This is a genomic window from Pseudomonas entomophila (assembly GCF_029193575.1).
Classification (GTDB): domain Bacteria; phylum Pseudomonadota; class Gammaproteobacteria; order Pseudomonadales; family Pseudomonadaceae; genus Aquipseudomonas; species Aquipseudomonas entomophila_G.
On the sequence record NZ_JARGCS010000030.1, the window covers coordinates 38,478 to 62,496 of the forward strand.

Sequence of the window (24,019 nt, forward strand, 5' to 3'; positions counted from 1 at the left end):
TTACAGGTTATGTATATCGTTTAAGTTGTTGATTTATATTGCTTAAACGCCGTTGGCTGAGTTTTTGCTGGATTCCCCATGCGACAAATGGCGGCTGCGGCTTCCATGGCGAAATGCTATCAACTTGCGATGGATGGCCAAGCAAGGCGTGATGGGTTTCAGGACCGGCATCCCAGGCGGGAGCGACGCGATGCAGACGCTGCAAGACGATGTCTCCGACAAGGCTCCTCTACCGTCCAGTGGGCAGGCCGCGCCGTTGCGCGATTTCAACCTGCTGCGCTGGTTCTCGTTGATCAGCCTGCTGATCATCGCCTCGGTAGCTGGCGGCCTGGGCTACGTGTCGACGCGCTTCGTGGTGCGTGACAGTGTCGAACGCGACGCCATGCTCACTGCCCAGTTCATCCAGGCCATGGCCCAGGCCGAGGTGCGCCACTCGCAACTGCCGCCGGGCACGACGATGGGCGAACTGCTCGACCCGCGCCTGGACGGCCAGCACTTGCAGGTGCCTGCGGCACTTGCCGAATCGACCCGGGTGGAGTTTCTCGACCACGTCGAGCACTTGCCCGACACCCTGTTGGCCAATGTCTATGCCCGCGACCACACCATCGTCTGGTCGACCAACCCGCAACTGATCGGCAAGCGCATCGACGCCGACGGCGACCTGGCCCACGCCTTCCGTTCGCGCAAGCCGGTCTCGGCCAGCTATCACAAGGCCGACGAAGACCGCGAGGAACAGAGGTTCAAGCGCGAGCCGCGCTACCTGTTCATCGAGAACTACATCCCGTTGTTCGACAGCCAGGGTGAGCAGGTGCTGTCGATGGTGGAGATCTACAAGGAGCCGCAGGACCTGATCCGGCGTATCCAGCGTGGCTACGTGCTGATCTGGACCTCGACCCTGGTGGGCGGCGCGCTGATCTACTTCGGCCTGTTCTGGATCGTGCGCCGTGCCGCGCGCCTGCTGCATCACCAACAGGAGCGCCTGGTGGCCAGCGAGACCTACGTGGCGCTGGGCGAGATGTCCTCGGCGGTGGCCCACAGCCTGCGCAACCCGCTGGCCAACATCCGCTCCAGCGCCGAGCTGGCCCAGGAGATCGCCAGCCCGGCGGCGCAGAAGAACATCACCGACATCATCAGCCAGGTAGACCGCATGTCGCGCTGGGTGCGCGATCTGCTGGTGTCGCTGCGCCCGGCCAGTGACGAGGCCGAGGCGGTGGACCTGGTGGCGGCGCTGGAAGACACCCGCCTGGCCTTCGCCCAGCAGATCGAACGCCACGGCGTGCGTTTCAGTCAGCAGGGGCCGGCGACGCAATGGGTGACCAGCCAGCCGCTGCAGCTCACGCAGATCCTCAACAGCTTGTTCGCCAACGCCCTGGAGGCCATGCCCAAGGGCGGGGAGTTGCGCGCCGAGGTCGACGTGCTGGAGGGCCAGCGCGTGCGGCTGTTGCTCAGCGATACCGGCAAGGGCATGACCCAGCAGCAGGAACGGATGGTGTTCAAGCCGTTCTTCACCACCAAGCAGGGTGGCTTGGGCGTGGGCCTGGCCCTGGTCAAGCGGATCATGGAACGGTTTGGCGGCTCGGTCAGCCTGAGCAGCCGTGAGGAGGAAGGAACCCGTGTCAGCCTGATCTTCAACATTGCAGCGGGAGGGGACCATGGGGCCTAGCATTCTGGTGGTCGAGGACGACGAAGTCCTGGCCGACAACATCCGCACCTACCTGAACCTCAAGGGTTTCGAAGCGACCGTGTGCCACAGCGCGGAGCTGGCCCTGGAGCAGATCGCCCGGGCCTTGCCCGACGCGGTGCTGACCGACAACTCTCTGCCAGGCATGAGTGGCCATGACCTGCTGCGTACCCTGGTGGCCCAGGCGCCGGAACTGAAGGTGATCATGATGACCGGCTACGGCAACGTCGAGGACGCCGTACTGGCCATGAAAGAGGGCGCCTTTCATTACTTGACCAAGCCGGTGGTGCTGGCCGAGCTCAAGTTGATGCTGGACAAGGCGCTGGCCGCCGAGCGCCTGGAGCGTACGTTGTCGTTCTACCAGGAACGCGAGGCGCAGAAGTCCGGGTTGCAGGCGCTGATTGGCGAGTCCCCGGCGATGCATGGGCTCAAGCACACCTTGCGCCAGTTGCTCGACGCCGAGCGGCGCATGGCCAGCGACGACCTGCCGCCGGTGCTTATCGAAGGCGAGACCGGCACGGGTAAGGAACTGGTGGCCCGGGCCCTGCATTTCGATGGTAGGCGGGCCAAGGGGCCGTTCATCGAATTCAATTGCGCATCGATTCCCGCCAACCTGCTGGAGGCCGAGCTGTTCGGCCACGAGAAGGGCGCTTTCACCGATGCCAAGGAGCGTCGCGTGGGGTTGGTGGAAGCGGCCGATGGCGGCACGCTGTTCCTCGACGAGATCGGCGAGATGGACCTGGTGCTGCAGGCCAAGCTGCTCAAACTGCTGGAAGACCGCAGCATCCGCCGGATCGGCGCGGTGAAGGAGCGCAAGGTCGACCTGCGGGTGATCAGCGCCACCAACTGTAACCTGGAACAGATGGTGCAGCAGGGCAAGTTTCGCCGCGACCTGTTCTTCCGGTTGCGCATCATCGCCCTGAAGGTGCCCAGGCTGTATGCCCGTGGCCAGGACATCCTGCTGCTGGCGCGGCATTTCCTGGCGCACCACGGGCGTCGCTACGGCAAGCCGAAGCTACGGTTCTCGGCCGAGGCCGAGGCGTTGATGCTGGGTTATAGCTGGCCAGGGAATGTACGCGAGCTGCGCAACATGCTCGAGCAGACGGTGCTGTTGGCGCCGGGCGAGGTGATTGGCGCGCACCAGTTGAACCTGTGCCTGACCTTGGTGGACGAGCCCCAGGCGCCGCCAGTGGTCGCCCCTTATGAAGCGCCGCGCCACGAGCCCGAGGGGGGCGCCAGCCTGCCGGACATGGAACGCGACATGGTCTGCCGCACCTTGGACCGCACCGATTGGAACGTCACCAAGTCGGCGCGCCTATTGGGGCTGTCGCGCGACATGCTGCGCTACAAGATCGAGAAACTGGGCCTGACGCGGCCCGACAAACGACTGTGGTGATACGCCGGGCCTCATTGCGGGGCAGGCCCGCTCCAGGTACCGCGCAGTTTCTAGGGGCAGCGGTGAACCTGAAGGCGCGGGTTTGCCCCGCGCTGGGGCCTCAAGGCTTGCCACCATTCCCTTGGCCACCCGTCCCTTCCGAACCACTGCCCTCCATGCCCGGCAAATCCCGGTTGTCATCCATCTTCGCCGGCGGGCTCTCGGGGTCATTACCCTGGATGCGCGGGTCGGTATCCCGTGGCATGGGCTTCTCGATCGGGTTCAAGGTACTGTCGACCCCCGGTTGCGGCGCCGGGTTGTGCGGGTCGTCCGGGTAGGTGGTGCCGGTGCCCACCGCCAAGGCCAGCGGTGAGCAGAGCAGGGCGGCGAGCAGCAGGAATCGTTTCATGGTTCAGGCTCCTTGCGACGGTGGGCAACGGGTTAACCGTTTGGCCCCACCGCTATCAGCAAGGTGCCATCATCCCGACCAGCGGTCACACCACCAGTGAAAGCAGCATGATGAAGATGATCCCAACCACCGACAGGATGGTCTCCATCATGCTCCAGGTCTTGAAGGTCTCGGCCACGGTCATGTTGAAGTACTGCTTGACCAGCCAGAAGCCCGCGTCGTTGACGTGCGACAGGATCAGCGAGCCGGCCCCGGTGGCCAGCACCAGCAGTTCACGGTTCACCCCCGGCACCAGGTCGATGACCGGCGCGACGATGCCGGCGCCCGTGATGGTGGCGACCGTCGCCGAGCCGGTGGCGATGCGGATCACCGCCGCCACCAGCCAGGCCAGCAGAATCGGCGAGATCTCGGCCTGCACCGCCATCTGCCCGATCACGTTGCCGACGCCGGTGTCCACCAGCATCTGCTTGAAGCCACCGCCGGCGCCGACGATCAGCACGATCGCGGCGGTGGGTGCCAGGCTCTGGTCGAGCATCTTCATGATTTGCTGGCGCGAGAAGCCACGGGCCGCGCCGAAGGTGTAGAAGGCCAGCAGCAGGGCGGCGAGCAGGGCGGTGATGGGGTGGCCGATCAGGTCCATCCATTGGCGCACGAGATGCTCGGCCGGCAACACCACGTCGGCGAAGGTCTTGAGCAGCATCAGCGCCACCGGCAGCAGTACGGTGACCAGGGTGATGGTGAAGCTCGGCAGGTTCTTCTGGTCGGACTCGCGGGCGATCTGGTCCATCAACTCCTGGGACGGGTTGCCGGGGATGTAGCGCGAGATGAAATTACCGAACAGCGGGCCGGCGATCACCGCGGTGGGCAATGCCACCAGCAGGCCGTAGAAAATGGTCTTGCCGATGTCGGCGTGGAAGATGCCGATCGCCAGCAGCGGCCCCGGATGGGGCGGGACCAGGCCGTGGACGACGGACAGCCCGGCCAGCAGCGGGATGCCGATCTTCACCAGCGACACGCCCGAGCGTCGGGCGACGATGAACACCAGCGGGATCAGCAGCACGAAGCCGATCTCGAAGAACAGCGGGATGCCCACCAGGAAGGCGGCGAACATCATCGCCCAGTGCACTTTCGCTTTGCCAAAGGCGTGGATCAGCGTCTGCGCGATCTGGTCGGCGCCGCCGGAGTCGGCCATCAGCTTGCCGAGCATGGTGCCCAGGGCCAGGACGATGCCGACGAAGCCCAGCACCCCGCCGAAGCCGTCCTGGAACGACTTCATGACCTTGGCCACCGGCATGCCGGAAGTCAGGCCCAGGAAGCCTGCGGCCAGGGTCAGTGCGACGAAGGGGTGGACCTTGAAATGGGTGATCAGCAGGATCAGCCCGACGATGGTTACCAGGGCGTCGAGCAACAGGAAGGTATCGGTAGCCAGTCCGAACATGGTTCGTATGCCTCGGTCTTGTCGTTGTTGTAGTGGCGAAACGTTGTGGAGCTTGCGACGGGTTCAAGCGTCGAGACAGCGCTGTCTTTGGTGAGCCGGAAAACCGCCCGCTCAGGCGATCCGCGCCAGCGCCTGCTCACCGTGGGGCTTTAGCCAGGCGTGCACACGCTCGGCGAGCGTGTCGATGGATTGGCTGGCGTCCAGTGCCAGGGTCAGGGGTTCGCCGTGCGGCGCTTCGAGGGCGGCGAACTGGCTGTCGATCAGGCTGGCCGGCATGAAGTGGCCGGGGCGGGCGAGCACGCGCTTCTCGGCTTCGGCCGGGGTCAGTTCGAGGAACACGAAGCCCAGGCCCGGTACGGCAGCGCGCAAGGTCTCGCGGTAACGGCGCTTGAGTGCCGAGCAGGTCAGGATGGGGCGCTCGCCGGCCTGGATGCTGGCTTGCAGCTCCTGGCCCAGACGCACCAGCCAGCCCGCGCGGTCGTTATCGTCCAGCGGGGTGCCAGCGCTCATCTTCTGGATGTTTTCGGCAGGGTGGAAGGCATCGCCTTCGATCAGGCGACCGCCGCTGCGGGCCGCGATGGCCGAACCGACCACGCTCTTGCCGCAACCGGCCACGCCCATTACCACGAGTGCGGACAGGGAAGGGTTCATCAGTACCTCCTGCGGGGTGAGATAGCGCTGTCTCAAGCTCGAAGAGCGATGGTGCGGGCGCCACCCTCCCGGGTGTTATTGGTTTTGTCAGACGCAGTATGGACGCCAGGCCGAAGATTACGTTGCCTGTGTCCTGAGACAGCGCTACCTTAGAGGCCGTTCCCCTTCCTGGCAAGTAGTAAAATTACAACACCCATGTCCCGTACAGGCTCCCGTACCACCGGTCGCCCCACCCTGGCCGAAGTCGCCAGGCTCTCCGGCGTTTCCCCGATCACCGCTTCGCGTGCCCTGCGCGGCGTCAGCACGGTGGCCCCACCCTTGGTGGAAAAAGTGATGGCCGCCGCCGCCAGCTTGGGTTACGTGGCCAACCCCGCAGCCCGCGCCCTGGCTTCGGCGCGCAGCCAGTCGGTGGTGGTGCTGATTCCGTCGTTGTCCAACCAACTGTTCATCGACACCCTCGAGGCCATCCACGAGGTCATGCGCCCGCGCGGCCTTGAAGTGCTGATCGGCAACTATCACTACGATATCGCCGAAGAAGAAAACCTCATTCGCAACTACCTGGCCTACCAGCCGTGCGGCATGCTGCTCACCGGCTTCGAGCGCAGCGATGCCGCGCGGCAGATGCTTGCGGCCAGCGCTGTGCCCTGCGTGCACATGATGGAGCTGGGCGGTGCGCCGGAGGCGCTTTCGGTAGGGTTTTCCCAGCAGCAGGCGGGGGCCGCTGCCGCGCGTCACTTGCTCGAGCGTGGTCGTCGGCGCCTGGCCTTCATCGCCGCACAGCTCGACCCGCGGGTGATGCAACGCGCCGAGGGGTTCCGCCAGGCCCTGGCCGAGGCTGGGCTGCCGGCGCCGGAATTGGAGATGCTGGACCCGCAACCATCGTCCATCGGCCTGGGCGGCACGCTGTTCAGTCGTCTGCTGGCGAAGGCGCCGGATGTCGACGGGATCTTCTTCTGCAACGACGACCTGGCCCAAGGCGCGGTGCTCCAGGCACTGCGCGAGGGTATCGAGGTGCCGAAGCGGGTGGCGATGGTGGGCTTCAACGACCTGCCGGCGTCGGCGCACATGGTGCCTAGGCTGACCTCGATCCGCACGCCTAGGGCGGCGGTGGGGCGCAGCGCGGCGCAGGCGCTGCTGAGCCTGCTGGACGGCAAGCGGGTGGCGGTGGCGCAGCAGGACCTGGGGTTCGAGTTGATGGTGCGGGAGAGTTCCTGAGGGCCGCGGTGCCTGAGCGGGCTAGGGCCGGCACCCCAGCCCATAACGCCCCCCCGGCATAATCCCTAGGTGATATCAGAACGCTTGCATGGCAGCGGCGCCCATCTATGCTCAGGAAACCCCGCGCATAAAGGAATCCGGTCTCATGTTCGAGTATCACCGCAAGTCCGACCTGGTCGAGATCCAGCGCTGCCGGCAGGCGCTGGTGGGCATGGATGCCAAGCTGGCGGCGATCAGCCGTTCGATGGCGATGATCGAGTTCGCGCCCGATGGCACCATCCTGGATGCCAACGACAACTTTTGCGCGACGATGGGTTACAGCGCCGACGAGATCCATGGCAAGCACCATCGGCTGTTCTGCACCCCGACCTACGCCAAAAGCGCCGAATACCAGCAATTGTGGCGCGAGCTGGGCCAGGGCAAGGCGATCAGCGGCACCTTCGAGCGTGTCGACAAGGGCGGTCGCGAGGTTTGGCTCGAGGCCAGCTACATGCCCGTGCTCGACGAGCGCCAGCAGGTCACCAGCGTGATCAAGGTGGCGTCGGACATCACCCGGCGGGTCAACGACGAGCACGAGAGTGAAAGCCTGCTCAAGGCCATTGGCCGCTCCATGGCGGTGATCGAGTTCACCCCCGAAGGGCGGGTCATCACCGCCAACCAGAATTTCCTCGACACCATGGGTTACCGCCTGGAAGAAGTGGTGGGGCGCCATCACGGCCTGTTCTGCCTGCCCCATGAGCGCGAGTCGGCGCAGTACCGAGAGTTCTGGGCCTCGCTCAACCGCGGCGAGTACCACTCGCACCGCTTCGAGCGCATCAACAAGCACGGCCAGACCGTGTACCTGGAAGCCTCCTACAACCCGATCTTCGACAACAAGGGCCGCCTGTACAAGGTGGTGAAGTTCGCCAGCGACATCACACACCAGGTCAGCACCCAGCAGAGTGCCGCCGATGCCGCCCACGCCAGCTCCGTGCAGACCGACGCCTGCGCGCGCAAAGGCACCCAGGTGGTGCAGCAGGCGGTGCAGGTGATCGAGCAGATTTCCGTCGAGCTCAACGACGCGGCGCGCAGCATCGATGCGGTGAGCAAGCAGTCGGAGCAGATTGGGCAGATCGTGTTGACCATCCGTGGCATTGCCGACCAGACCAACCTGCTGGCGCTCAACGCCGCCATCGAGGCCGCCCGCGCTGGCGAGCACGGGCGCGGTTTCGCGGTGGTGGCGGACGAAGTACGCAGCCTGGCGGCACGCACCAGCAAGGCGACCCTGGAGATCGTCGAGGTGGTGCGGCAGAACCATGACTTGTCATTGACCGCGGTGGCCAGCATGCAGTCGAGCTTGTCGCGCACCGACCTGGGCGTGGAGCTGGCCAACGAGGCCGGCACGGTGATCATGGAGATCCAGCAGGGCTCACGCCACGTGGTCGACGCCATCAGCCAGATCAGTTCGACCCTGCAATTGCACTGAGGCCTTCGCGCAACTGCCGTTGCAGCCCCTGAAGGTTGGCCTCCAGGCGTTGCAGCGGCGCAGTGCTTGGCTCACCCCGTGCGAGGCTCTGCTCCACGGCCTCGCAGTCGCGCACTACACCCCGCACCTTGAGCATGCGCGCGCCGCCCTTGATGCGATGCACCAGGGGCGGTAGGCGTTCGTCGTCGGGGGTGTCGACCAATGCGCTCAGGTCCAGGAGATCTTCGGCGGTGCTCTGGGCCAGCTGTTCGAGCAAACGCCGGGTCAGTTGCGCGTCGCCCTGGGTCAGGTGGTTGAGCTGCGCCAGGTCGAAGCCGCTGCTCGGGGCGGGCGGGGTGGTCGCGGCGGGGCTGGGGCCAAGGGGTAGGTGGCGGCGCAGCGCTTGCAAGCCGATCGGCTTGAACAGGCATTCATCCATGCCCGCGGCCAGGCAGCGTTCGCGTTCCTCGGCCTGGGCGTTGGCCGTCACACCCAGCACCCTGCATGGCGCCAGGCCGCGCTGGCGCTCGTCGGCGCGAATGTGCCGGGTCAGTGTGTAGCCGTCCATCACCGGCATGCTGCAATCGGTGATCACCAGGTCGAAGCGCGCGCTGCGCCAGAGGGCCAGGGCTCGCTCGCCATTTTCAGCCAGGGTCACGCGATGGCCCAGGCTGTGCAGCTGCTTCTCCAGCAGCATCAGGTTGGCGGGGTAGTCATCGGCGACCAGCACCTGCAGCGTGCCGCCCTCGAGCGGCGCCTGCGGCGGTGTTGGCGTGTCGTTCGCCGCGGGTGTCGCGCGGGTCAGCAGCAGTTGCACATCGATCCGCGTGCCTACGCCCTGCACACTGTGCAAGCGCAACTCACCGCCCATGAGCTGGCACAGCGTGCGGCTGATCACCAGGCCCAGGCCGGCGCCCTGGCGGGCATGGTTGCCGTCGAGTTGGGCGAAGCTCTGGAACAACCGGGCCTGGTCGGTTGGGCTGATGCCGACGCCGCTGTCCTGGACGTGCAGGGCTATCTGCAGTCGTGGCCGGCGTTACGGCAAGGCTGACGTCCACCTGGCCTTGGTCGGTGAACTTGATAGCGTTGCTCAACAGGTTGGACAGCACCTGGCGAACCCGTACCGGGTCGGCGTTCACCCACAGCGGTGCCTCGGGCAGTTCGGCACGCAGCGCCAGGCCCTTGATCCGTGCGTTGCCGTCGAATGCCCGCAAGCTCGCACGCACCAACTCGACCAGGTCGATGGCCGCCGGGTGCAGGGTCATGTGGCCGGCCTCGATACGCGAGATGTCGAGGATATCGCCGATCAGCTCCAGCAGCCCCAGCGCCGAGTCATGCGCGGTCTTCAGCGCCAGAGGATCGCTGCGGCCCTGGCGGCTGTCTTCCAGGGCCAGTTCCAGCAGGCCGATCACGGCGTTCATCGGGGTGCGGATCTCGTGGCTCATGATCGCCAGGAAGCTGCTCTTGGCCTGGCTGGCCTGTTCGGCGTCTTCCTTGGCCTGGCGCAACTGGTCGAGCAGGCCGCGGCTGAGGTTGAGCTGGGCCTGCAATGCCCGCTGGGCTTCGCCACGTTGGTTGATCAGCTTGCGCAGGTAGCTGTTCCAGAACACCACGCCGGCCAGCAGCAGCGAGGACAGCACCAGCAATTGCAGCGCGAGGGTGCGGTAGTTGCGCCATGGGCTGTCGCTGGCCACGACACGGGTACGCCAGCGGTTGATCAACTGGTCCAGCTCTTCGGGGGGGATGCTGATCAGCGCCTTGTCCAGGATCGATTGCAACTGCGGCAGGTTCGGCGCCACGGCGAAGGCGGCGATGGTTGGTGCATCGTCCTGCAGCCCGGCGATGCGCAACTGGTCCCTGAATACCTGGCCGATGTAATAGGTGGCGGTAAGGTGGCCGATCAGCGCGACGTCGGCATTGCCATTGGCCACCGCTTCCAGCAGGGCCAAGGCGTTGCCGACCTCCACCACCTGGGCATGCGGGTAGCGTGCCAGCAATGCGGCATGCTGTGAGGCGTCGCGTACCAGCGCCACGCGCTGGCCATCCAGTGTCGCAGGGGGGTGGGCATTGCTGCGCACTACCACGGCCCGGGGGGTGATCAGGTAGGGGCGGGTGTAGAGCAGGCGGGTCAGGCGCTGCGGGCCATAGTCCAGCGCACCGATCATGTCGGCCTCGCCGCGTGCCACCTCATCGACCATGGCCGGCACCGAGTCGCGCTCGATCGTCTCGAACCGCAGCCCTGTACGCAGGCCGATCTGCTTGAGCAGGTCGAGGGTGATGCCATGGGCGGCTTGCTGCTGGTCATTGAAGGTGAGGGGCGCAAGGGCCGTATTGATCAGCACGCGGACGGTGGGGTGGCGAGCGATCCAGGCCTGGTCGTCAGGTGTCAGGCTGGCCAGCTGGCGTTGCAGCAACAGCCGGGTATTGCCGCTGGTCCAGCGGCGCAGGATGTTCAGGCGTTCGCTGTCAGTGACCCGCGCCAGCGCCTGGTTGACCAGCCGCAGCAAGATCGGATTGTCGTTGGCCAGGGCGAAGGCGAAGGTGCCCACGGGCGTGGGCGCGAAATGGTCGATGCGCATCATGCCGGGGTAGGTGCCGCCGATGAGGAAGTCCGAGCTGATGGCATCGCCGATATAGGCGTCGGCCTCACCCTGGGCCACCGCGTTGAAGCCCGCCAGGGTGGAGCGATAGAGGCGCAGTTGGGCCGTTGGGTAGAGCGCCTGGATACTCGCCAGTGGCAGGTAGTGGTCGACCATCGCCAGGCGCTGCCCGGCCAGGCTGGCGTCGCTGCGCAGCGCATGGTCGGTGCGGGTGACGATCACGGGCAGGTCGTCGGCATAGGGTTGGCTCAAGGCGAGCTGGGCATCGTTGGCCTCGAAACCGTTGGAGCTGCCGAGCAGGTCGATCTGCCCGCGAACCAAGGCGTCGATGGCCGCCTGGCGGCTGGGGAAGCGTCGTACATCGAGGCGGATACCGAGCTGTTCGCCCACCAGGCCGGCGAAGTCGGCGCTCAGGCCCTCGTAGTCATGCAGGCTGACGTTGATGTCGAAGGGCGGGTAATCCGGGCTGGAACTGCCCAGTATCAGCACCTTGCGTTGCGCCAGCCATTGGCGGTCGGCGGCTGGCAATGGCAAGGGGGGCGCGACACTCTGTGAGCGGGCCAGCAACTGGCGTGGCTCGCTATTGGCCAGGGCGTGAGTTGGCAGCACCAGCAGCAGCGCCAGCAGCACACCCGGCAATGAGGCGCTCATCGGGCCGCGCGGTCAGTGGACCTGGTTACGCTTGGCGAGATCGACCATCTCCACCAGCGACTCGGTCTTGAGTTTTTCCATGATGCGCCCACGGTAGGTGCTGATGGTCTTGGCGCTGAGGTTCATCCTCTCGCCGATGTACTTGTTGTTCTCACCGCGTGATAGCCGCCGCAGTACTTCCATTTCGCGGTTGGACAAGCTGCCCAGGCGTACCGATTCGCTTTCGAGGTTGTTGCTGTTGACCGACATCTGCGGAAAGGTCGAATAGCCCTTGACCAGTGCCTTGAGAGCGAACACAACGGCCTCGAGGTCTTCGTCCTTGTTGACGAAGGCGGCGATCCCGGCATCCAGGCAGCGGCGCACGTAAAGGTCGGCGGGTTGGCCGGTGAGCACCATGATCTTCGGTGCAGGTTCGAGCAGTTGCAGGCGCTTGATGACCTCCATGCCATCCAGGCCCGGCAGGCCGATGTCGAGCACGACCACCTTGGGGTTGAGTTTGCGCGCCATGTGTACCGCTTGGATGCCATCGCCGCATTCGCCGACGATGGTGAAGCGTTCACGTTCGAGCAGCATGCGCACAGCGAGCCTGACGGTGGGGTGGTCATCGACCATCAGCACGGTTGTCATCGAGGAACTCCTGTAGGAAATGTGATGCGCATCCTGAAGCAGCAGGCGTGCGTCTGTAGGGCCAATCTGGCTGCGCGCACGATACGTAGATTCGCGATGTTTAGTAATGGCGAGTATAGGAGTGTTGAAAATGCCTGTTGGCTTTGTTGAAAAGCCCTACAAGAACTATGGGCGTGTGCGAGAGACCAACACGCCGCGAGGGAGGTTAGGCGGTGCAGCCTGGGTGTGGCTTGTGCACACGTTGGCGCGATGCCGGGTTGTTATGCAATGCGCTGCCTACGCGGGTTGGGCGCTGCACCAGTTGGCCGGCGCAGTTCGGGCAACGGCCTTGCAGGTGCTGTTCGGCGCAGGTTCGGCAGAAGGTGCATTCGAACGAGCAGATCAGCGCGTCCGCGCTGTCGCCGGGTAGGTCGATGTCGCAGCATTCGCAGTTGGGGCGCAGCTCCAGCATGGCAGGGCTCCGGTGAGCGGGAGGTCCTGCAGTGTGGGCCGCGCCTGGGGCTTGCGCAACCCCAGTGCGTGCTTTCAGCCGGGGCGGTACAGGTGCGCATGCCCGGCACGGTAAAGCGCAGATTCGGCGAAGGGGGCATCGCCGAGCACATGGCCGACCAAAATCAGAGCGGTACGCCGGAAACCCTTGGCCGTGACACGTTCGACGATATCCCCCAGGGTCGCCTTGACCCAATCCTGGTCGGGCCAGGTGGCACGGTGCACCACCGCCACCGGGCATTCAGCGCCGTAGTGCGGTAGCAGTTCCTCGACGATGCGCGGCAGGTGGCGTACCCCCAGGTGGATCGCCAGGGTGCTGCGGTGTCGAGCCAGGTCGGCCAGCTGTTCGCCAGCGGGCATCGGTGAGCTGTCGCCGTAACGGGTGAGGATCACGGTCTGCGCCACCTCCGGCAGGGTCAGCTCGCACCCGAGCAGCGCGGCGCTGGCAGCGGTGGCGGTGACGCCAGGGATGATCTGGTAGTCGATACCCAGTGCGCGCAGGTGCCGGATCTGCTCGCCGATGGCGCCGTACAGGCTGGGGTCGCCGCTGTGCACGCGGGCCACGTCCTGGCCGTTGGCATGCGCGACGCGGATCGCCTCGATGATCTGCTCCAGGTGCAATTCGGCGCTGTTGATCACGGTGTCGGCCTGGTGCCCTTCGAGCACGGCGGGCGGCACCAGGGAGCCGGCGTAGATGATCACTGGGCATTGGCGGATTAGGCGCTGGCCCTTGACCGTGATCAGCTCAGGGTCGCCGGGGCCGGCGCCGATGAAATAGACCGTCATGGCACGTCCTTGGAGGTTGCGGGAAAAGATGGGGCGATTATCCGCCGATGGCCAGCGCCAGGGTAGCCGGGCCGAGCACTTGGCGGGGCACGCGCAAGCGTGCCTGGGAGTGACTGCGCTGGGCCAAGGCCAGCGCCGTGCTCTCGGCCACGCCCCAGCAGCCGCTGTGGGCGAATGCGGCGGGGGAATGGTGGCTGAGCTGCGCGGCGAATGGCTGCACACTGGCGGCGTCGAACAGCACCAGCGGCAGCTCGAGACGCTCGGCCAGGCACTGCAACCCTGGCTCGTCGGCCTTCAGGGCAAGGCTGGCGATACCCTGTACGGCCGCCAGGGGCAGGCCGTAGGCGTGGAGGGTGGAGTGCAGCAGGGCGTGCAGGGTCTCGACCGGGCAGCCCTTGCGACAGCCGAAACCGGCATACAGCGCCGGTGTTTCGGCGAGCGGCGTCATCAGGCCTGGCTGGCGCGGCGGTAGAACCAGGCGCTGAGCAGGCCCAGGGCAACCCAGAAGGCGGCGTTGGTCAGCCACGAAGCGAGCTTGAACTGTGCTTCGAGGGCTTCCGGAGCCAGGCTTTCATGGACTTCCGGCTGTGGCGCGCCGATCAGGTGCGGAACCACCAGCAGGGCCACGCCCAGCACCTTGAGCAGCCAGTGCTGGGCGAACACCAGCAGCGCCAGGCCGGCGGCCGTGGCGGCGGCGGTGCCGATCCACCAGGTCTGGCGCTGACCGAGGTCGGCGGCGGCGGTACCCGGCAGTTCCGGCGGCAGGCCCAGGGTCGGTGCCAGGCAGAACACCGCGAAGCCGGCCAGCCCCCACAGTGCGCCGATGCCGACACGGCTCGGCTCGCGCAGGCTGTACAGGGCGGCGAGAATCAGCGCGAAGCCGACCGCGACCACCAGGTTGCCCCCGGTGGTCGACAGCACGCGCTGCCAGCCGTCTTCCGGCGACCAGGCTTCCTCGCTGTGCTCGTGGGCAGCCACGGCTTCGCCTGCGGCGTGCTCATGGTGCTCGGCGGCGGGAGCGGCGTTCTCGTAGGTTTCGGCCTTGAGGATCAACGGGGCGACCCAGAAGCTTTGCAGCAGGGTCAGCAGCAGGGCGGCGAGCAGGCCACTGAAGCCCGCGGTACGGGCGATACGCTTGATCATGGGTGGCTACTCAGTGGCAGGGGAAGGCGGCGCTGTGGCGGGTGTCGTGGGCGGCGTTGTGCACCGCTTCGATGTGCGAGAAGCCGGCGAAGTAGATCAGGCACAGGCCCAGCAGGCTGGCACCGACGGCCACGACGAGGCGCTGGCTGAGGCTGACGGGGGTGGCGATGCTGTGTTTGGCGCTGGTGATGGGCATGACGCTTTCCTCTGCTTGTTTTGGCAATGGGCAAGCGCGGCGACCCCGGGCACGACTCGTCCAGGGAAATGCGACAGCGCCCGCCCACCGCGGGGTAATCATTCGACGTCGGGCCGGTCTCCGGGCTTGCGAGGAGGAGCCTGGCGACTCCTGGGGCGCGTCGCCTTCCCATGCCATATGACGGGCACAGTGGCATTGACGCTTCACTCGCTTACCGTTGCGGGGGCAGCGCCGGCCTTGTCGGGGCCTTGGAAGGCCTGCGACGCACCGGTTTCCCGTTTCACCCCGGTCTGGGGCACCCGAACGTAATACGTTAGAAGATCATGTGGAAATGTTTCAGTCAATTGCAAAACCGTCGTTCGTGCCTGCCCTGGCGCGGGGCCGGCGAGCAGCCAACAGTTGACCACCCGCCAGCCACTGCGTAGCCTTTGCCCCTTCGAGGTTCTCCGGCGCCAGCCGGAGCTAAGACGGGAACGCGGTACAAGCCGCGGCTGCCCCCGCAACTGTAAGCATCCACAGGACCGACACAGCCACTGCGCCGCGCGCGGGAAGGCGTCGTCCGACCGGCCCGCGCCGGTGGGCTGCGAGCCAGGAGACCTGCCTCGATACGTCTTCGACTTTCAACCGGGCGGGGTGATCCGGTGGCGAACAGGCCCGGCCGGCACGGCCCGCAGCTGTCGTCCCGCATGCCCGCGCCCCTATCCGCCAAGGGCACCGCGACATGAAAACACTGGCCAAGCTCCCCGTCACCATCGTCACTGGCTTCCTCGGCTCGGGCAAGACCACCTTGCTGCGCCACATGCTCGACAATGCCCAGGGCCGCCGCATCGCGGTGATCGTCAACGAATTCGGCGAACTGGGCATCGACGGCGAAATCCTCAAGCAATGCAGCATCGGCTGCACCGAGGAAGAAGCCAACGGCCGCGTCTACGAACTGGCCAACGGTTGCCTGTGCTGCACCGTGCAGGAAGAGTTCTTCCCGGTGATGCGCGAGCTGGTGGCGCGTCGCGCCGACCTCGACCACATCCTCATCGAAACCAGTGGCCTGGCCCTGCCCAAGCCGCTGGTGCAAGCCTTCCAGTGGCCGGAAATCCGCAACGCCTGCACCGTCGACGCGGTGATCACCGTGGTCGACAGCCCGGCCGTGGCCGCCGGCACCTTCGCCGCCTACCCCGACCAGGTCGATGCCCAGCGCAAGCTTGACCCGAACCTGGACCACGAATCCCCGCTGCATGAACTGTTCGCCGACCAACTGGCCAGCGCCGACCTGGTGGTGCTGAACAAGGCCGACCTGATCGACGCCGACGGCCTGGCCAAGGTTCGCGCGGAAGTCGCCGAGGAACTGCCACCGGCGGTCAAGGTGATCGAAGCCAGCAGCGGCCGCCTGCCATTGGAGGTGCTGCTGGGCGTGGGCGCGGAATCCGAGGCGCACATCGATGGCCGTCGCACCCATCACGATTCGCACCATCATGAAGACGGCGACGACCACGACGACCATGACCACGATGCCTTCGACTCGATCTCCCTCGACCTGCCCGAAGCCGATGAAAGCCTGCTGCTCGACGCCCTGACCCAACTGGTCACCGAATACGGCATCCTGCGCGCCAAGGGCTTCGCCGCCATCCCCGGCAAGCCGATGCGCTTGTTGATCCAGGGCGTGGGCACGCGCTTCGACAAGCACTTCGACCGCGCCTGGCGCAGCGACGAACCGCGCATCACCCGCCTGGTGCTGATCGGCCAGGACCTCGACGCCGCCCTGTTGGAGGCGCGCCTGCGCCAGGCCCTGGGCGCCTGACCGATGCACCTGCTGCGGACCCAGCCCGGCGGCTTCGTGCCGGACGACAGCATCGCCGACCTCGGCCAAACCCCCGCCGACCTGGTGATCCTCTGCAGCGGCGACTCCCACCTGGCACTGCTCGCTGAAACCGCCGAGCAGTTGCCGGACGACTTCCCCAGCCTGCGCCTGGCCAACCCGATGCAGGTGCAGAACCACGCCTCGGTCGACCTGTATGTCGACGAGGTGCTGCGCCATGCCAAGGTGATCCTGGTGTCGCTGCACGGCGGCGTCGGCTACTGGCGCTACGGCGTCGAGCAACTGGTCGAGCTGGCCGCGCGTGGCGTGCAACTGATCCTGGTGCCCGGCGACGACCGCCCCGACCCGGAATTGACCGGCCTGGGCAGCGTCACCGGCGAGCAGGCCGAACGCCTCTGGCACTACCTGCGCCAAGGCGGCAAGGCCAATGCGCTGAGCCTGTTCAACTGCCTGGCCAGCCAGTGGCTGGGGCGTGACTATGAGTGGCACGAGCCGCAGCCGCTGCCGCGCACCACGGTCTACCATCCAGCCAAGGCCAGCGCTGTGCTGGAGGACTGGTACGGGCAATGGCACCCCGAGCAGCCGGTGGCGCCGGTGCTGTTCTATCGCTCGCACCTGCAGGCGGCCAACACTGCCTTTATCGATGTGTTCTGCCAGCGCTTGCAGGCGGCCGGGCTCAACCCGTTGCCGATCGCCGTGGCCAGTCTCAAGGAAAGCGCCTGCCTGGCCCAGGTCGAGGCCTGGCTCGACGAGGTCGGTGCCGAGGTGATCATCAACACCACCGGTTTCGCCCTGTCCAGCCCCGAACAAGCCAGTCTGCGCCCGTTGCGCCGCGACGTTCCGGTGTTGCAGGCGATCTGCGCGCAGGACAACCAACCTGCCTGGGAAGCCAGCGAGCAGGGCCTGGGGGCGCGTGACCTGGCCATGCACATCGCCTTGCCGGAACTGGACGGGCGCATCATCACCCGCCCGGTGAGCTTCAAGGACCTGGCCTGGCGCAGCGAGCGCAGCCAGTCCGACGTGGTCTGCTACCGAGCCCACCCCGAGCGCATGGACTTCGTTGCCGAGCTGGCCCGGCGCTGGGTCGAGCTGGCGCGTCTGCCCAACGCGCAGAAACGCGTGGCCCTGGTGCTGGCCAACTACCCGACCCGCGATGGGCGCATCGGCAACGGCGTCGGCCTCGACACTCCGGGCGCCGCGCTGAACATCCTGCACGCCTTGCAGGCCGAGGGTTACCCGGTGGCTGGGCTGCCAGGCAGCGGCACCGCGCTGATCCATGAGCTGCTCGGCGGTGTGACCAACGACCTCGACCACCTCGACCAGCGCCCCTGCGCGCAGAGCCTGAGCCTGGACGACTACCACGCCGCCTTCGCCCAACTGCCCGATGCCAACCAGCGTGCGGTGCTGGAGCGCTGGGGCGCGCCCGAGCAAGACCCGATGTTCCGTGCCGGGCGTCTGATGGTCGCCGGCCTGCGCTATGGCCTCACCTTCGTCGGCATCCAGCCGGCGCGCGGCTACCAGGTCGACCCCAGCGCGGTCTACCACGACCCCGACCTGGTGCCGCCGCACGGCTACCTGGCGTTTCATTTCTGGCTGCGCAACGGCTTTGCCGCCGACGCGGTCATCCACGTCGGCAAGCACGGCAACCTGGAGTGGCTGCCCGGCAAGGGCGTGGGCCTGTCCCGCGAATGCTGGCCGGATGCGCTGCTCGGCCCGTTGCCGAACATCTACCCGTTCATCGTCAACGACCCGGGCGAGGGTGCCCAGGCCAAGCGCCGCACCCAGGCGGTGATCATCGACCACCTGATGCCGCCACTGACCCGCGCCGAAACCTACGGCCCACTGCGCCACCTGGAGCAGTTGGCCGACGAGTACTACGAGGCGCAACTGCTCGACCCGCGCCGCGCCCGCGAGTTGCAACGGGACATCCTCGAGCTGGTCAAGGCCAACCACATCGACCGCGAGCTTGAGCTGGAAGGGCAGTTGGAGGATGCGGCCGTGTGGCTGCCGCGCCTGGACACCTATCTGTGCGACCTTAAGGAGTCGCAGATCCGTGATGGCCTGCATGTGTTCGGCCAGTCCCCCGAAGGGCGCCTGCGCCGCGACACGCTGTTGGCCCTGCTGCGCGTCGACCGTGGCGACGGCCGGGGTGCCAACGCCAGCCTGATCCGCACCCTGGCCCGGGCGCTGGCGTTGGGCTTTGACCCGCTCGACTGCGACCTCGGCGCCCCTTGGCAGGGGCCGCGCCCCGAAGCCCTGCAAGCCCTGGACCCGGCCCTGTGGCGAACCCACGGCGACACCCGCGAACGCCTAGAGCTGTTGGCCCTGGAACTGATCGACCAGGCCCTGGCGCAGCGCCTGCAATTGCCCGACGAAGCCGCCTGGGCAGGCGTGCGCGAGGTGCTGCAAGGCCTGCTCGAGCACGTCGCGCCACGCCTGGACGGCTGCGGCGACGCCGAGCTGGGCGGTCTGTTGGCGGCCCTGGCCGGGCGCTTCGTGCCCGCTGGCCCCAGTGGCGCGCCCAGCCGTGGTCGCCTGGACGTGCTGCCCACCGGGCGCAACTTCTACACCGTTGACGTGCGCAACCTGCCCACCACCACCGCCTGGCGCCTGGGCTTCGCCTCGGCCAACCTGATTCTCGAACGCCACCTGCAAGACCATGGCGACCACCTGCGCCAGCTCGGCCTGTCGGTGTGGGGCACCGCGACCATGCGCACCGGCGGCGACGACATCGCACAGGCCCTGGCGCTGATGGGCGTGCGCCCGGTATGGGCCACTGGCAGCCAGCGCGTCGACGATTTCGAGATCCTGCCCCTGAGCCTGCTCGACCGCCCACGGGTGGACGTGACCCTGCGCGTGTCGGGGTTCTTCCGCGATGCCTTCGGCAACCTGATCCGCCTGTTCGACGCGGCGGTGCAGGCGGTGGCGGGGCTGGATGAGCCGGACGACCTCAACCCCCTGGCCGCCCGCGTGCGCGCCGAGCGCGTAGCCTTGCAGGCCGAGGGCGTGGACGCTGAGCAAGCGGCACGGCAGGCCGGCTGGCGGGTGTTCGGCGCCAAGCCTGGGGCCTACGGCGCCGGGGTGCAGAACGCCATCGACGGGCGCCTGTGGCAGGACCGCGCCGACCTGGCCGAGGTCTACCTCAACCACGGTGGCTACGCCTACGGCGGCGCCGACGACGGCACCCCGGCGCGCGCCCAGTTCGCCCAACGCCTGGCCCAGGTGCAGGCGGTGCTGCAGAACCAGGACAACCACGAGCATGACCTGCTCGACTCCAACGACTACTACCAGTTCCAGGGCGGCATGCTGGCCGCGGCCGAAACCCTGGCCGACACCCGCCGAGCGAGCTACCACGGCGACCATAGCCAGGCCGACCGCCCGCGCATCCGCACCTTGAAAGAAGAGCTCAACCGGGTGATCCGCGCCCGCGCGCTCAACCCCAAGTGGATCGACGGCGCCAAGCGTCATGGCTATAAAGGTGCTTTCGAGCTGGCGGCGACGGTCGACAACCTGTTCGCCTTCGACGCCACCACGCACCTGATCGACGACCACCACTACCAGGCCCTGGCCGATGCCTACGTGCTCGACCCGGCGACCCGTGACTTCATGCGCCAGCACAACCCCCACGCCCTGCACGACCTCACCGAACGTTTGCTGGAAGCTCAGCAGCGCGGCCTGTGGCAGGCGCCGGGCGATTACCAGGAAGCCCTCGAACAGCAGCTGCTCGACGGCGAGGAAGCGTCTTGAAATGAGTGAACCCCTGCAATTCCCCCTGGCCGCCGTGGTCGGCGCCGACGACCTGAAACTGGCGCTGTGCCTGACCGCTATCGACCCGAAGATCGGCGGTGTGCTGATCGAGGGCCCGCGCGGCATGGCCAAGAGCACCCTGGCACGCGGCTTGGCCGACCTGCTGGGTTCCGGCCCGTTCGTCACCTTGCCGTTGGGCGCCACCGAAGAGCGCGTGGTCGGCACCCTCGACCTCGACGCTGCGCTGGGGCAGGGCCAGGCGCGTTTCTCGCCCGGCGTGCTGGCGCAGGCCGACGGCGGGGTGCTGTACGTCGACGAGGTCAACCTGCTGCCCGACCCGTTGGTGGACCTGCTGCTGGACGTGGCCGCCAGCGGCACCAACCGGGTCGAGCGCGACGGTATCTCTCATCGGCATGACGCGCGCTTCGTGCTGATCGGCACCATGAACCCCGAGGAAGGCGAGCTGCGCCCGCAGTTGCTCGACCGCTTCGGCCTGAACGTCGCCCTCGCGGGGCTGCCCGCGCCGGACGCGCGCCAGCAGATCATCCGTCGGCGCTTGGCGTTCGACAGTGACCCGCAGGCCTTTTGCGCGCAGTGGGCCGATGCCCAGGCCGAACTGCGTGCGCGTTGCCAGGCGGCGCGCGAGCGGCTGGGACGGATCGCGCTGGACGACCTGGCCCTGGCCTGGATCACCGAGCGCTGCTTCGCTGCTGGCGTGGACGGCCTGCGCGCCGACCTGGTCTGGTTGCGCGCCGCCCGCGCCCATGCGGCCTGGCGTGGTGGCCAGGCGATCGAGGAGGGCGATGTGACGGCGGTGGCCGAGTTCGCCTTGCGCCACCGCCGTCGCGAGCCGCAGCCCGCGCCCGCCAGCACCGCGCCGCCGCAGGGCGGTGGCCAGCGCGCCGAGGGCCAGGGCGGGCAGGGCGATTGGGGGGCGCTGGCGCCGCAGCCGGTCAGCAGCAGCGCCCGGCGCGAGGTGCCCAGCTGGGTAAAAAAGCCCTGAGCATCCGCCCGCGTGACGCCCTGGCGGCGGATGCCAGACCCCGCGTCGGCAGCCTGATCGGCGCCAGCCGTGGGCGCGCACAGGTGGCCGCGCGTGGCCACAAGGTCGCCTGGGCCGCCACCTTGCAGAAGGGGCGCCCACGCCAGTTTCAGGACCTGCGCTGGCAACAGCGCCATGCTCAGGCCCCGCAACTGTGGCTGGTGATCGTCGATGCTTCGGCGTCAACCCGCCGTCACCAGTCCCTGGCCCAGGCCAAGGGCGCTTTGGCCGAGCTGTTCGACCAGGCCTACCGCGCCCGCGCGCGCCTGGCCTTGCTCACCGCCAGCGGGCACTCGCCGCAGTGGCAGCGCCATGGGCTTAAGGCCTCGGCGGCCTTGCAGCCGTGGTTGCGCGCGCTGGGGGCGGGGGGTGGCACGCCATTGTTCGCCGCCCTGGAGCAGGCCCGCCAGTGGCTGCTCACCCGGCGTCAACGCTACCCGCAGGAGCTCCAGCGCTGCCTGGTGTTCACCGATGGGCGCCTGCAACGTTGGGACGCGCCACGGCCGCTGCCGTGCCCGTGCCTGCTGGTGGACATCGAGACCGCGCCGGTGCGCCTGGGGCGCGCACGCTTGCTCGCCGAGCAACTGCAGGCCCAGTACCAGCATGTCGAACAGTTCAAAGTGCTTGATTGAGATAACAAAAGTGCGACGCGCTGTGGCACTTTCAAAGTTGCCGTGGTGGCAGAAGGGAAGTTGCCCAAGTGCGTGACAAGACACGCACTTTGGGTGATCGCCGTTATTACTTAGGCATCGACCAGGGTTGCAGGGCGTAACCTTTCTCGAAGAGTTCGGCACGGACTTCCTCGATCAGGCTGGCCCATTGCGCCGGGTCGGAATAAACGCGCGAAGATACCTGCTTGCTGCCAATGCGGGTGCTGGTCCGGTCAATCACTGCCAGGCTTAGCTCGCCGGTGCCGTTGGGGGCATCCCAGGCGACGCACTGGAAGGGTTCGAAAGCGTGGTCGGCGATCAGCAGGGCTTCGTTGACACGCAGCGGAGCATTCATGGTTCGGTCTCTCTTGTTGTCCCAAACAGCAACAGGTGTGTCCGCGGTGCTATAGAAAGTAAAGGTGGCAGCGCGGGGTTATTCGTACTGATGCTCCGAGTCGAAGGTGAAGTCACACGGGCGTTGAAATTTTTTTTGCAGGCCTGGAAGTTGGCCCGGTGTGTGCCGCCTCAGACGCCAACCCTTGAAAAAGATTCCCGGATTATCCTGGGGCGAGGGTAATTGGCAGACAAACGGTAGTGGGCGCCGTCAGGTTCGTTGCTACTGTTAATTCGGGCGCCGCAACTTACTGTTTCTAATTAAAAAACTGAAAATTGGCGCCAAGGATAGGTCATGCTTGAACCTGCATCCCAACGCCGCCTGCTGATTGTCGACCCCTGCGACGATTGCCACCGTCTACTGCCAGGCCTTAGTGGCTCGGGTTGGGATGTGCGCAGTTGTACCCTGGGTATGGCCCTGGAGCACCCCTGCGATGTCGGCCTGCTGCGTTTGCAGGCCTCGCACCTGCGCCACCCGGATGCCGTCAAGGATTTGATCAAGCGCAGCAACACCGAATGGATCGCCGTGCTCAGCGCCGAAGAGTTGCGCATGCAGAACGTCGGTGATTTCGTCTGTGAATGGTTCTTCGACTTCCATACCTTGCCGTTCGATGTGTCGCGGGTGCAGGTCACCCTCGGCCGCGCCTTCGGCATGGCGCGCTTGCGCGGCAAAGGCGCGGTGCGGGTCGATGAGCCCGAACACGAGTTGCTGGGCGAGAGCCGACCGATCCGCGAATTGCGCAAGTTGCTCGGCAAGCTGGCGCCCACCGAGTCGCCGGTGTTGATCCGCGGCGAGAGCGGCACCGGCAAGGAACTGGTCGCGCGCACCTTGCACCGCCAGTCGCAGCGCCACGACAAGCCGTTCATTCCAATCAACTGCGGGGCGATTCCCGAGCACCTGATCCAGTCCGAGCTGTTTGGCCACGAGAAGGGCGCTTTCACTGGCGCGCACCAGCGCAAGGTCGGGCGCATCGAGGCGGCCAATGGCGGTACGCTGTTCCTCGACGAGATCGGTGACTTGCCGCTGGAGTTGCAGGCCAACCTGCTGCGCTTCCTGCAGGAGAAGCACATCGAGCGGGTCGGCGGCAGCCAGCCGATCGCGGTCGACGTGCGGGTACTGGCGGCGACCCATGTGGACCTGGAGCAGGCGATCGAGCGTGGGCGCTTCCGTGAAGACCTGTATTACCGGCTCAACGTGCTGCAGGTGGTGACCGCGCCGTTGCGTGACCGGCATGGCGACCTGTCGATGCTGGCCAACCATTTTTCCCATTTCTACAGCCTGGAAACCGGGCGCCGGCCGCGCTCGTTCAGCGACAATGCATTGGCGGCCATGGGCCGGCATGACTGGCCAGGCAATGTGCGCGAGTTGGCCAACCGCGTGCGCCGTGGGCTGGTGCTGGCCGAAGGGCGGCAGATCGAGGCGCAGGACCTGGGGTTGCAGGTGCTCGAGCAGCAAGACGAGCCGCTGGGCACCCTGGAGGACTACAAGCACCGCGCCGAACGCCAGGCCCTGTGCGACGTGCTCAACCGGCACAGCGACAACATGAGCATCGCGGCCAAGGTGTTGGGGGTGTCGCGGCCCACGTTCTATCGGTTGTTGCATAAGCATCAGATTCGTTGAGGCGCTGGCCTGTCTTGAGTTCTATGGTGGTTTCGAGATCGAGCCCCG

At 66.7% G+C, this 24,019-nt stretch carries 18 protein-coding genes, 3 pseudogenes and 2 riboswitches; of the genes and pseudogenes, 10 read left to right on the top strand and 11 right to left on the bottom strand.

Annotation, left to right across the window (positions count from 1 at the left end; genetic code table 11):
- The first annotated feature begins 190 nt into the window (after window positions 1–190).
- Together P0Y43_RS13470 and P0Y43_RS13475 are read left to right on the top strand one after the other, a co-directional pair.
- Window positions 191–1,663 (top strand): sensor histidine kinase, encoded by a 1,473-nt coding sequence (locus P0Y43_RS13470; protein WP_275637742.1) that lies wholly within the window; start codon window positions 191–193, stop codon window positions 1,661–1,663.
- Entirely contained in the window at window positions 1,653–3,077 is a 1,425-nt protein-coding gene (locus P0Y43_RS13475; RefSeq protein WP_275637743.1) for a sigma-54-dependent transcriptional regulator, read from the top strand. Before P0Y43_RS13470 ends, P0Y43_RS13475 begins: the two co-directional genes overlap by 11 nt.
- Window positions 3,078–3,177: 100 nt before the next feature.
- Here the strand turns inward: P0Y43_RS13475 and P0Y43_RS13480 are convergent, their stop codons facing one another.
- From P0Y43_RS13480 to P0Y43_RS13490, 3 genes are all read right to left on the bottom strand, one after another.
- Entirely contained in the window at window positions 3,178–3,465 is a 288-nt protein-coding gene (locus P0Y43_RS13480) for a hypothetical protein (RefSeq protein WP_275637744.1), read from the bottom strand.
- An 85-nt stretch (window positions 3,466–3,550) separates the two neighbouring features.
- The gene (locus P0Y43_RS13485; protein ID WP_275637745.1) at window positions 3,551–4,903 is read right to left on the bottom strand and encodes a GntP family permease; all 1,353 of its coding nucleotides are present in this window, start codon (window positions 4,901–4,903) and stop codon (window positions 3,551–3,553) included.
- A 111-nt stretch (window positions 4,904–5,014) separates the two neighbouring features.
- Window positions 5,015–5,554: a gluconokinase gene (locus tag P0Y43_RS13490; RefSeq protein ID WP_275637746.1), complete on the bottom strand. Its 540-nt coding sequence runs from the start codon at window positions 5,552–5,554 to the stop codon at window positions 5,015–5,017.
- Window positions 5,555–5,749: 195 nt separating this feature from the next.
- Here P0Y43_RS13490 and P0Y43_RS13495 point away from each other — a divergent pair, with 195 nt between their 5' ends.
- The 3 genes and pseudogenes from P0Y43_RS13495 to P0Y43_RS27075 form a co-directional block, all read left to right on the top strand.
- Window positions 5,750–6,769: a LacI family DNA-binding transcriptional regulator gene (locus P0Y43_RS13495; protein WP_275637747.1), complete on the top strand. Its 1,020-nt coding sequence runs from the start codon at window positions 5,750–5,752 to the stop codon at window positions 6,767–6,769.
- A gap of 244 nt (window positions 6,770–7,013) precedes the next feature.
- Window positions 7,014–7,697: pseudogene (locus tag P0Y43_RS27070) on the top strand (PAS domain-containing protein); the annotation flags it as partial.
- A gap of 105 nt (window positions 7,698–7,802) precedes the next feature.
- Window positions 7,803–8,234: pseudogene (locus P0Y43_RS27075) on the top strand (methyl-accepting chemotaxis protein); the annotation flags it as partial.
- Here the strand turns inward: P0Y43_RS27075 and P0Y43_RS13505 are convergent.
- The 7 genes and pseudogenes from P0Y43_RS13505 to P0Y43_RS13535 all read right to left on the bottom strand — a co-directional run bounded on the left by P0Y43_RS13505 (window position 8,209) and on the right by P0Y43_RS13535 (window position 14,705).
- Window positions 8,209–11,464 (bottom strand): annotated as a pseudogene (locus P0Y43_RS13505) (transporter substrate-binding domain-containing protein). The pseudogenes P0Y43_RS27075 and P0Y43_RS13505 overlap by 26 nt on opposite strands.
- A 12-nt stretch (window positions 11,465–11,476) precedes the next feature.
- Window positions 11,477–12,091: a response regulator transcription factor gene (locus P0Y43_RS13510; protein ID WP_275637749.1), complete on the bottom strand. Its 615-nt coding sequence runs from the start codon at window positions 12,089–12,091 to the stop codon at window positions 11,477–11,479.
- Between the two features lie 205 nt (window positions 12,092–12,296).
- Complete coding sequence (locus P0Y43_RS13515; RefSeq protein WP_275637750.1) at window positions 12,297–12,542, bottom strand: DUF1272 domain-containing protein; 246 nt, start codon at window positions 12,540–12,542, stop codon at window positions 12,297–12,299.
- Between the two features lie 74 nt (window positions 12,543–12,616).
- On the bottom strand, window positions 12,617–13,366 hold the full coding sequence (gene cobM / locus P0Y43_RS13520) for a precorrin-4 C(11)-methyltransferase (RefSeq protein WP_275637751.1): 750 nt from the start codon (window positions 13,364–13,366) through the stop codon (window positions 12,617–12,619).
- A gap of 37 nt (window positions 13,367–13,403) precedes the next feature.
- Window positions 13,404–13,814: a cobalamin biosynthesis protein gene (locus tag P0Y43_RS13525; protein ID WP_275637752.1), complete on the bottom strand. Its 411-nt coding sequence runs from the start codon at window positions 13,812–13,814 to the stop codon at window positions 13,404–13,406.
- Window positions 13,814–14,509: a CbtA family protein gene (locus tag P0Y43_RS13530; RefSeq protein ID WP_275637753.1), complete on the bottom strand. Its 696-nt coding sequence runs from the start codon at window positions 14,507–14,509 to the stop codon at window positions 13,814–13,816. The genes P0Y43_RS13525 and P0Y43_RS13530 overlap by 1 nt, the downstream gene beginning before the upstream one ends.
- A 10-nt stretch (window positions 14,510–14,519) precedes the next feature.
- On the bottom strand, window positions 14,520–14,705 hold the full coding sequence (locus P0Y43_RS13535; RefSeq protein WP_275637754.1) for a CbtB domain-containing protein: 186 nt from the start codon (window positions 14,703–14,705) through the stop codon (window positions 14,520–14,522).
- A gap of 94 nt (window positions 14,706–14,799) precedes the next feature.
- A riboswitch (cobalamin riboswitch) is annotated at window positions 14,800–15,023 on the bottom strand.
- A gap of 104 nt (window positions 15,024–15,127) precedes the next feature.
- A riboswitch (cobalamin riboswitch) is annotated at window positions 15,128–15,324 on the top strand.
- A 102-nt stretch (window positions 15,325–15,426) separates the two neighbouring features.
- On the opposite strand from P0Y43_RS13535, the gene cobW reads away from it, so the two are divergent.
- The 4 genes from cobW (at window position 15,427) to P0Y43_RS13555 (ending at window position 21,939) form a co-directional block, all read left to right on the top strand.
- A complete protein-coding gene (gene cobW / locus P0Y43_RS13540; RefSeq protein ID WP_275637755.1) occupies window positions 15,427–16,500 on the top strand; it encodes a cobalamin biosynthesis protein CobW in 1,074 nt (357 codons plus the stop codon).
- A 3-nt stretch (window positions 16,501–16,503) separates the two neighbouring features.
- The gene (gene cobN, locus P0Y43_RS13545) at window positions 16,504–20,265 is read left to right on the top strand and encodes a cobaltochelatase subunit CobN (protein WP_275637756.1); all 3,762 of its coding nucleotides are present in this window, start codon (window positions 16,504–16,506) and stop codon (window positions 20,263–20,265) included.
- 1 nt (window position 20,266) lies between these two features.
- The gene (locus tag P0Y43_RS13550; RefSeq protein ID WP_275637757.1) at window positions 20,267–21,268 is read left to right on the top strand and encodes an ATP-binding protein; all 1,002 of its coding nucleotides are present in this window, start codon (window positions 20,267–20,269) and stop codon (window positions 21,266–21,268) included.
- A gap of 83 nt (window positions 21,269–21,351) precedes the next feature.
- Window positions 21,352–21,939 carry a vWA domain-containing protein gene (locus tag P0Y43_RS13555; RefSeq protein ID WP_430540250.1) on the top strand — a complete coding sequence of 196 codons (588 nt, stop codon included), beginning with the start codon at window positions 21,352–21,354 and terminating at the stop codon, window positions 21,937–21,939.
- Between the two features lie 106 nt (window positions 21,940–22,045).
- On the opposite strand, the gene P0Y43_RS13560 is transcribed toward P0Y43_RS13555, so the two are convergent.
- Window positions 22,046–22,312, bottom strand: coding sequence for a hypothetical protein (locus tag P0Y43_RS13560; RefSeq protein WP_275637758.1), 267 nt, complete (start codon window positions 22,310–22,312; stop codon window positions 22,046–22,048).
- 333 nt (window positions 22,313–22,645) lie between these two features.
- Between P0Y43_RS13560 and P0Y43_RS13565 the strand changes: the two genes are divergently transcribed.
- Window positions 22,646–23,971 (top strand): sigma-54 dependent transcriptional regulator, encoded by a 1,326-nt coding sequence (locus P0Y43_RS13565; RefSeq protein ID WP_275637759.1) that lies wholly within the window; start codon window positions 22,646–22,648, stop codon window positions 23,969–23,971.
- Window positions 23,972–24,019 lie beyond the last annotated feature (48 nt).

Bases quoted from the DNA above. Each gene is read 5' to 3' on its own strand.
- P0Y43_RS13470 (WP_275637742.1), top strand. From the start codon at position 191: ATGCAGACGCTGCAAGACGATGTCTCCGACAAGGCTCCTCTACCGTCC.
- P0Y43_RS13475 (WP_275637743.1), top strand. From the start codon at position 1,653: ATGGGGCCTAGCATTCTGGTGGTCGAGGACGACGAAGTCCTGGCCGAC.
- P0Y43_RS13480 (WP_275637744.1), bottom strand. From the start codon at position 3,465: ATGAAACGATTCCTGCTGCTCGCCGCCCTGCTCTGCTCACCGCTGGCC.
- P0Y43_RS13485 (WP_275637745.1), bottom strand. From the start codon at position 4,903: ATGTTCGGACTGGCTACCGATACCTTCCTGTTGCTCGACGCCCTGGTA.
- P0Y43_RS13490 (WP_275637746.1), bottom strand. From the start codon at position 5,554: ATGAACCCTTCCCTGTCCGCACTCGTGGTAATGGGCGTGGCCGGTTGC.
- P0Y43_RS13495 (WP_275637747.1), top strand. From the start codon at position 5,750: ATGTCCCGTACAGGCTCCCGTACCACCGGTCGCCCCACCCTGGCCGAA.
- P0Y43_RS13510 (WP_275637749.1), bottom strand. From the start codon at position 12,091: ATGACAACCGTGCTGATGGTCGATGACCACCCCACCGTCAGGCTCGCT.
- P0Y43_RS13515 (WP_275637750.1), bottom strand. From the start codon at position 12,542: ATGCTGGAGCTGCGCCCCAACTGCGAATGCTGCGACATCGACCTACCC.
- cobM (WP_275637751.1), bottom strand. From the start codon at position 13,366: ATGACGGTCTATTTCATCGGCGCCGGCCCCGGCGACCCTGAGCTGATC.
- P0Y43_RS13525 (WP_275637752.1), bottom strand. From the start codon at position 13,814: ATGACGCCGCTCGCCGAAACACCGGCGCTGTATGCCGGTTTCGGCTGT.
- P0Y43_RS13530 (WP_275637753.1), bottom strand. From the start codon at position 14,509: ATGATCAAGCGTATCGCCCGTACCGCGGGCTTCAGTGGCCTGCTCGCC.
- P0Y43_RS13535 (WP_275637754.1), bottom strand. From the start codon at position 14,705: ATGCCCATCACCAGCGCCAAACACAGCATCGCCACCCCCGTCAGCCTC.
- cobW (WP_275637755.1), top strand. From the start codon at position 15,427: ATGAAAACACTGGCCAAGCTCCCCGTCACCATCGTCACTGGCTTCCTC.
- cobN (WP_275637756.1), top strand. From the start codon at position 16,504: ATGCACCTGCTGCGGACCCAGCCCGGCGGCTTCGTGCCGGACGACAGC.
- P0Y43_RS13550 (WP_275637757.1), top strand. From the start codon at position 20,267: ATGAGTGAACCCCTGCAATTCCCCCTGGCCGCCGTGGTCGGCGCCGAC.
- P0Y43_RS13560 (WP_275637758.1), bottom strand. From the start codon at position 22,312: ATGAATGCTCCGCTGCGTGTCAACGAAGCCCTGCTGATCGCCGACCAC.
- P0Y43_RS13565 (WP_275637759.1), top strand. From the start codon at position 22,646: ATGCTTGAACCTGCATCCCAACGCCGCCTGCTGATTGTCGACCCCTGC.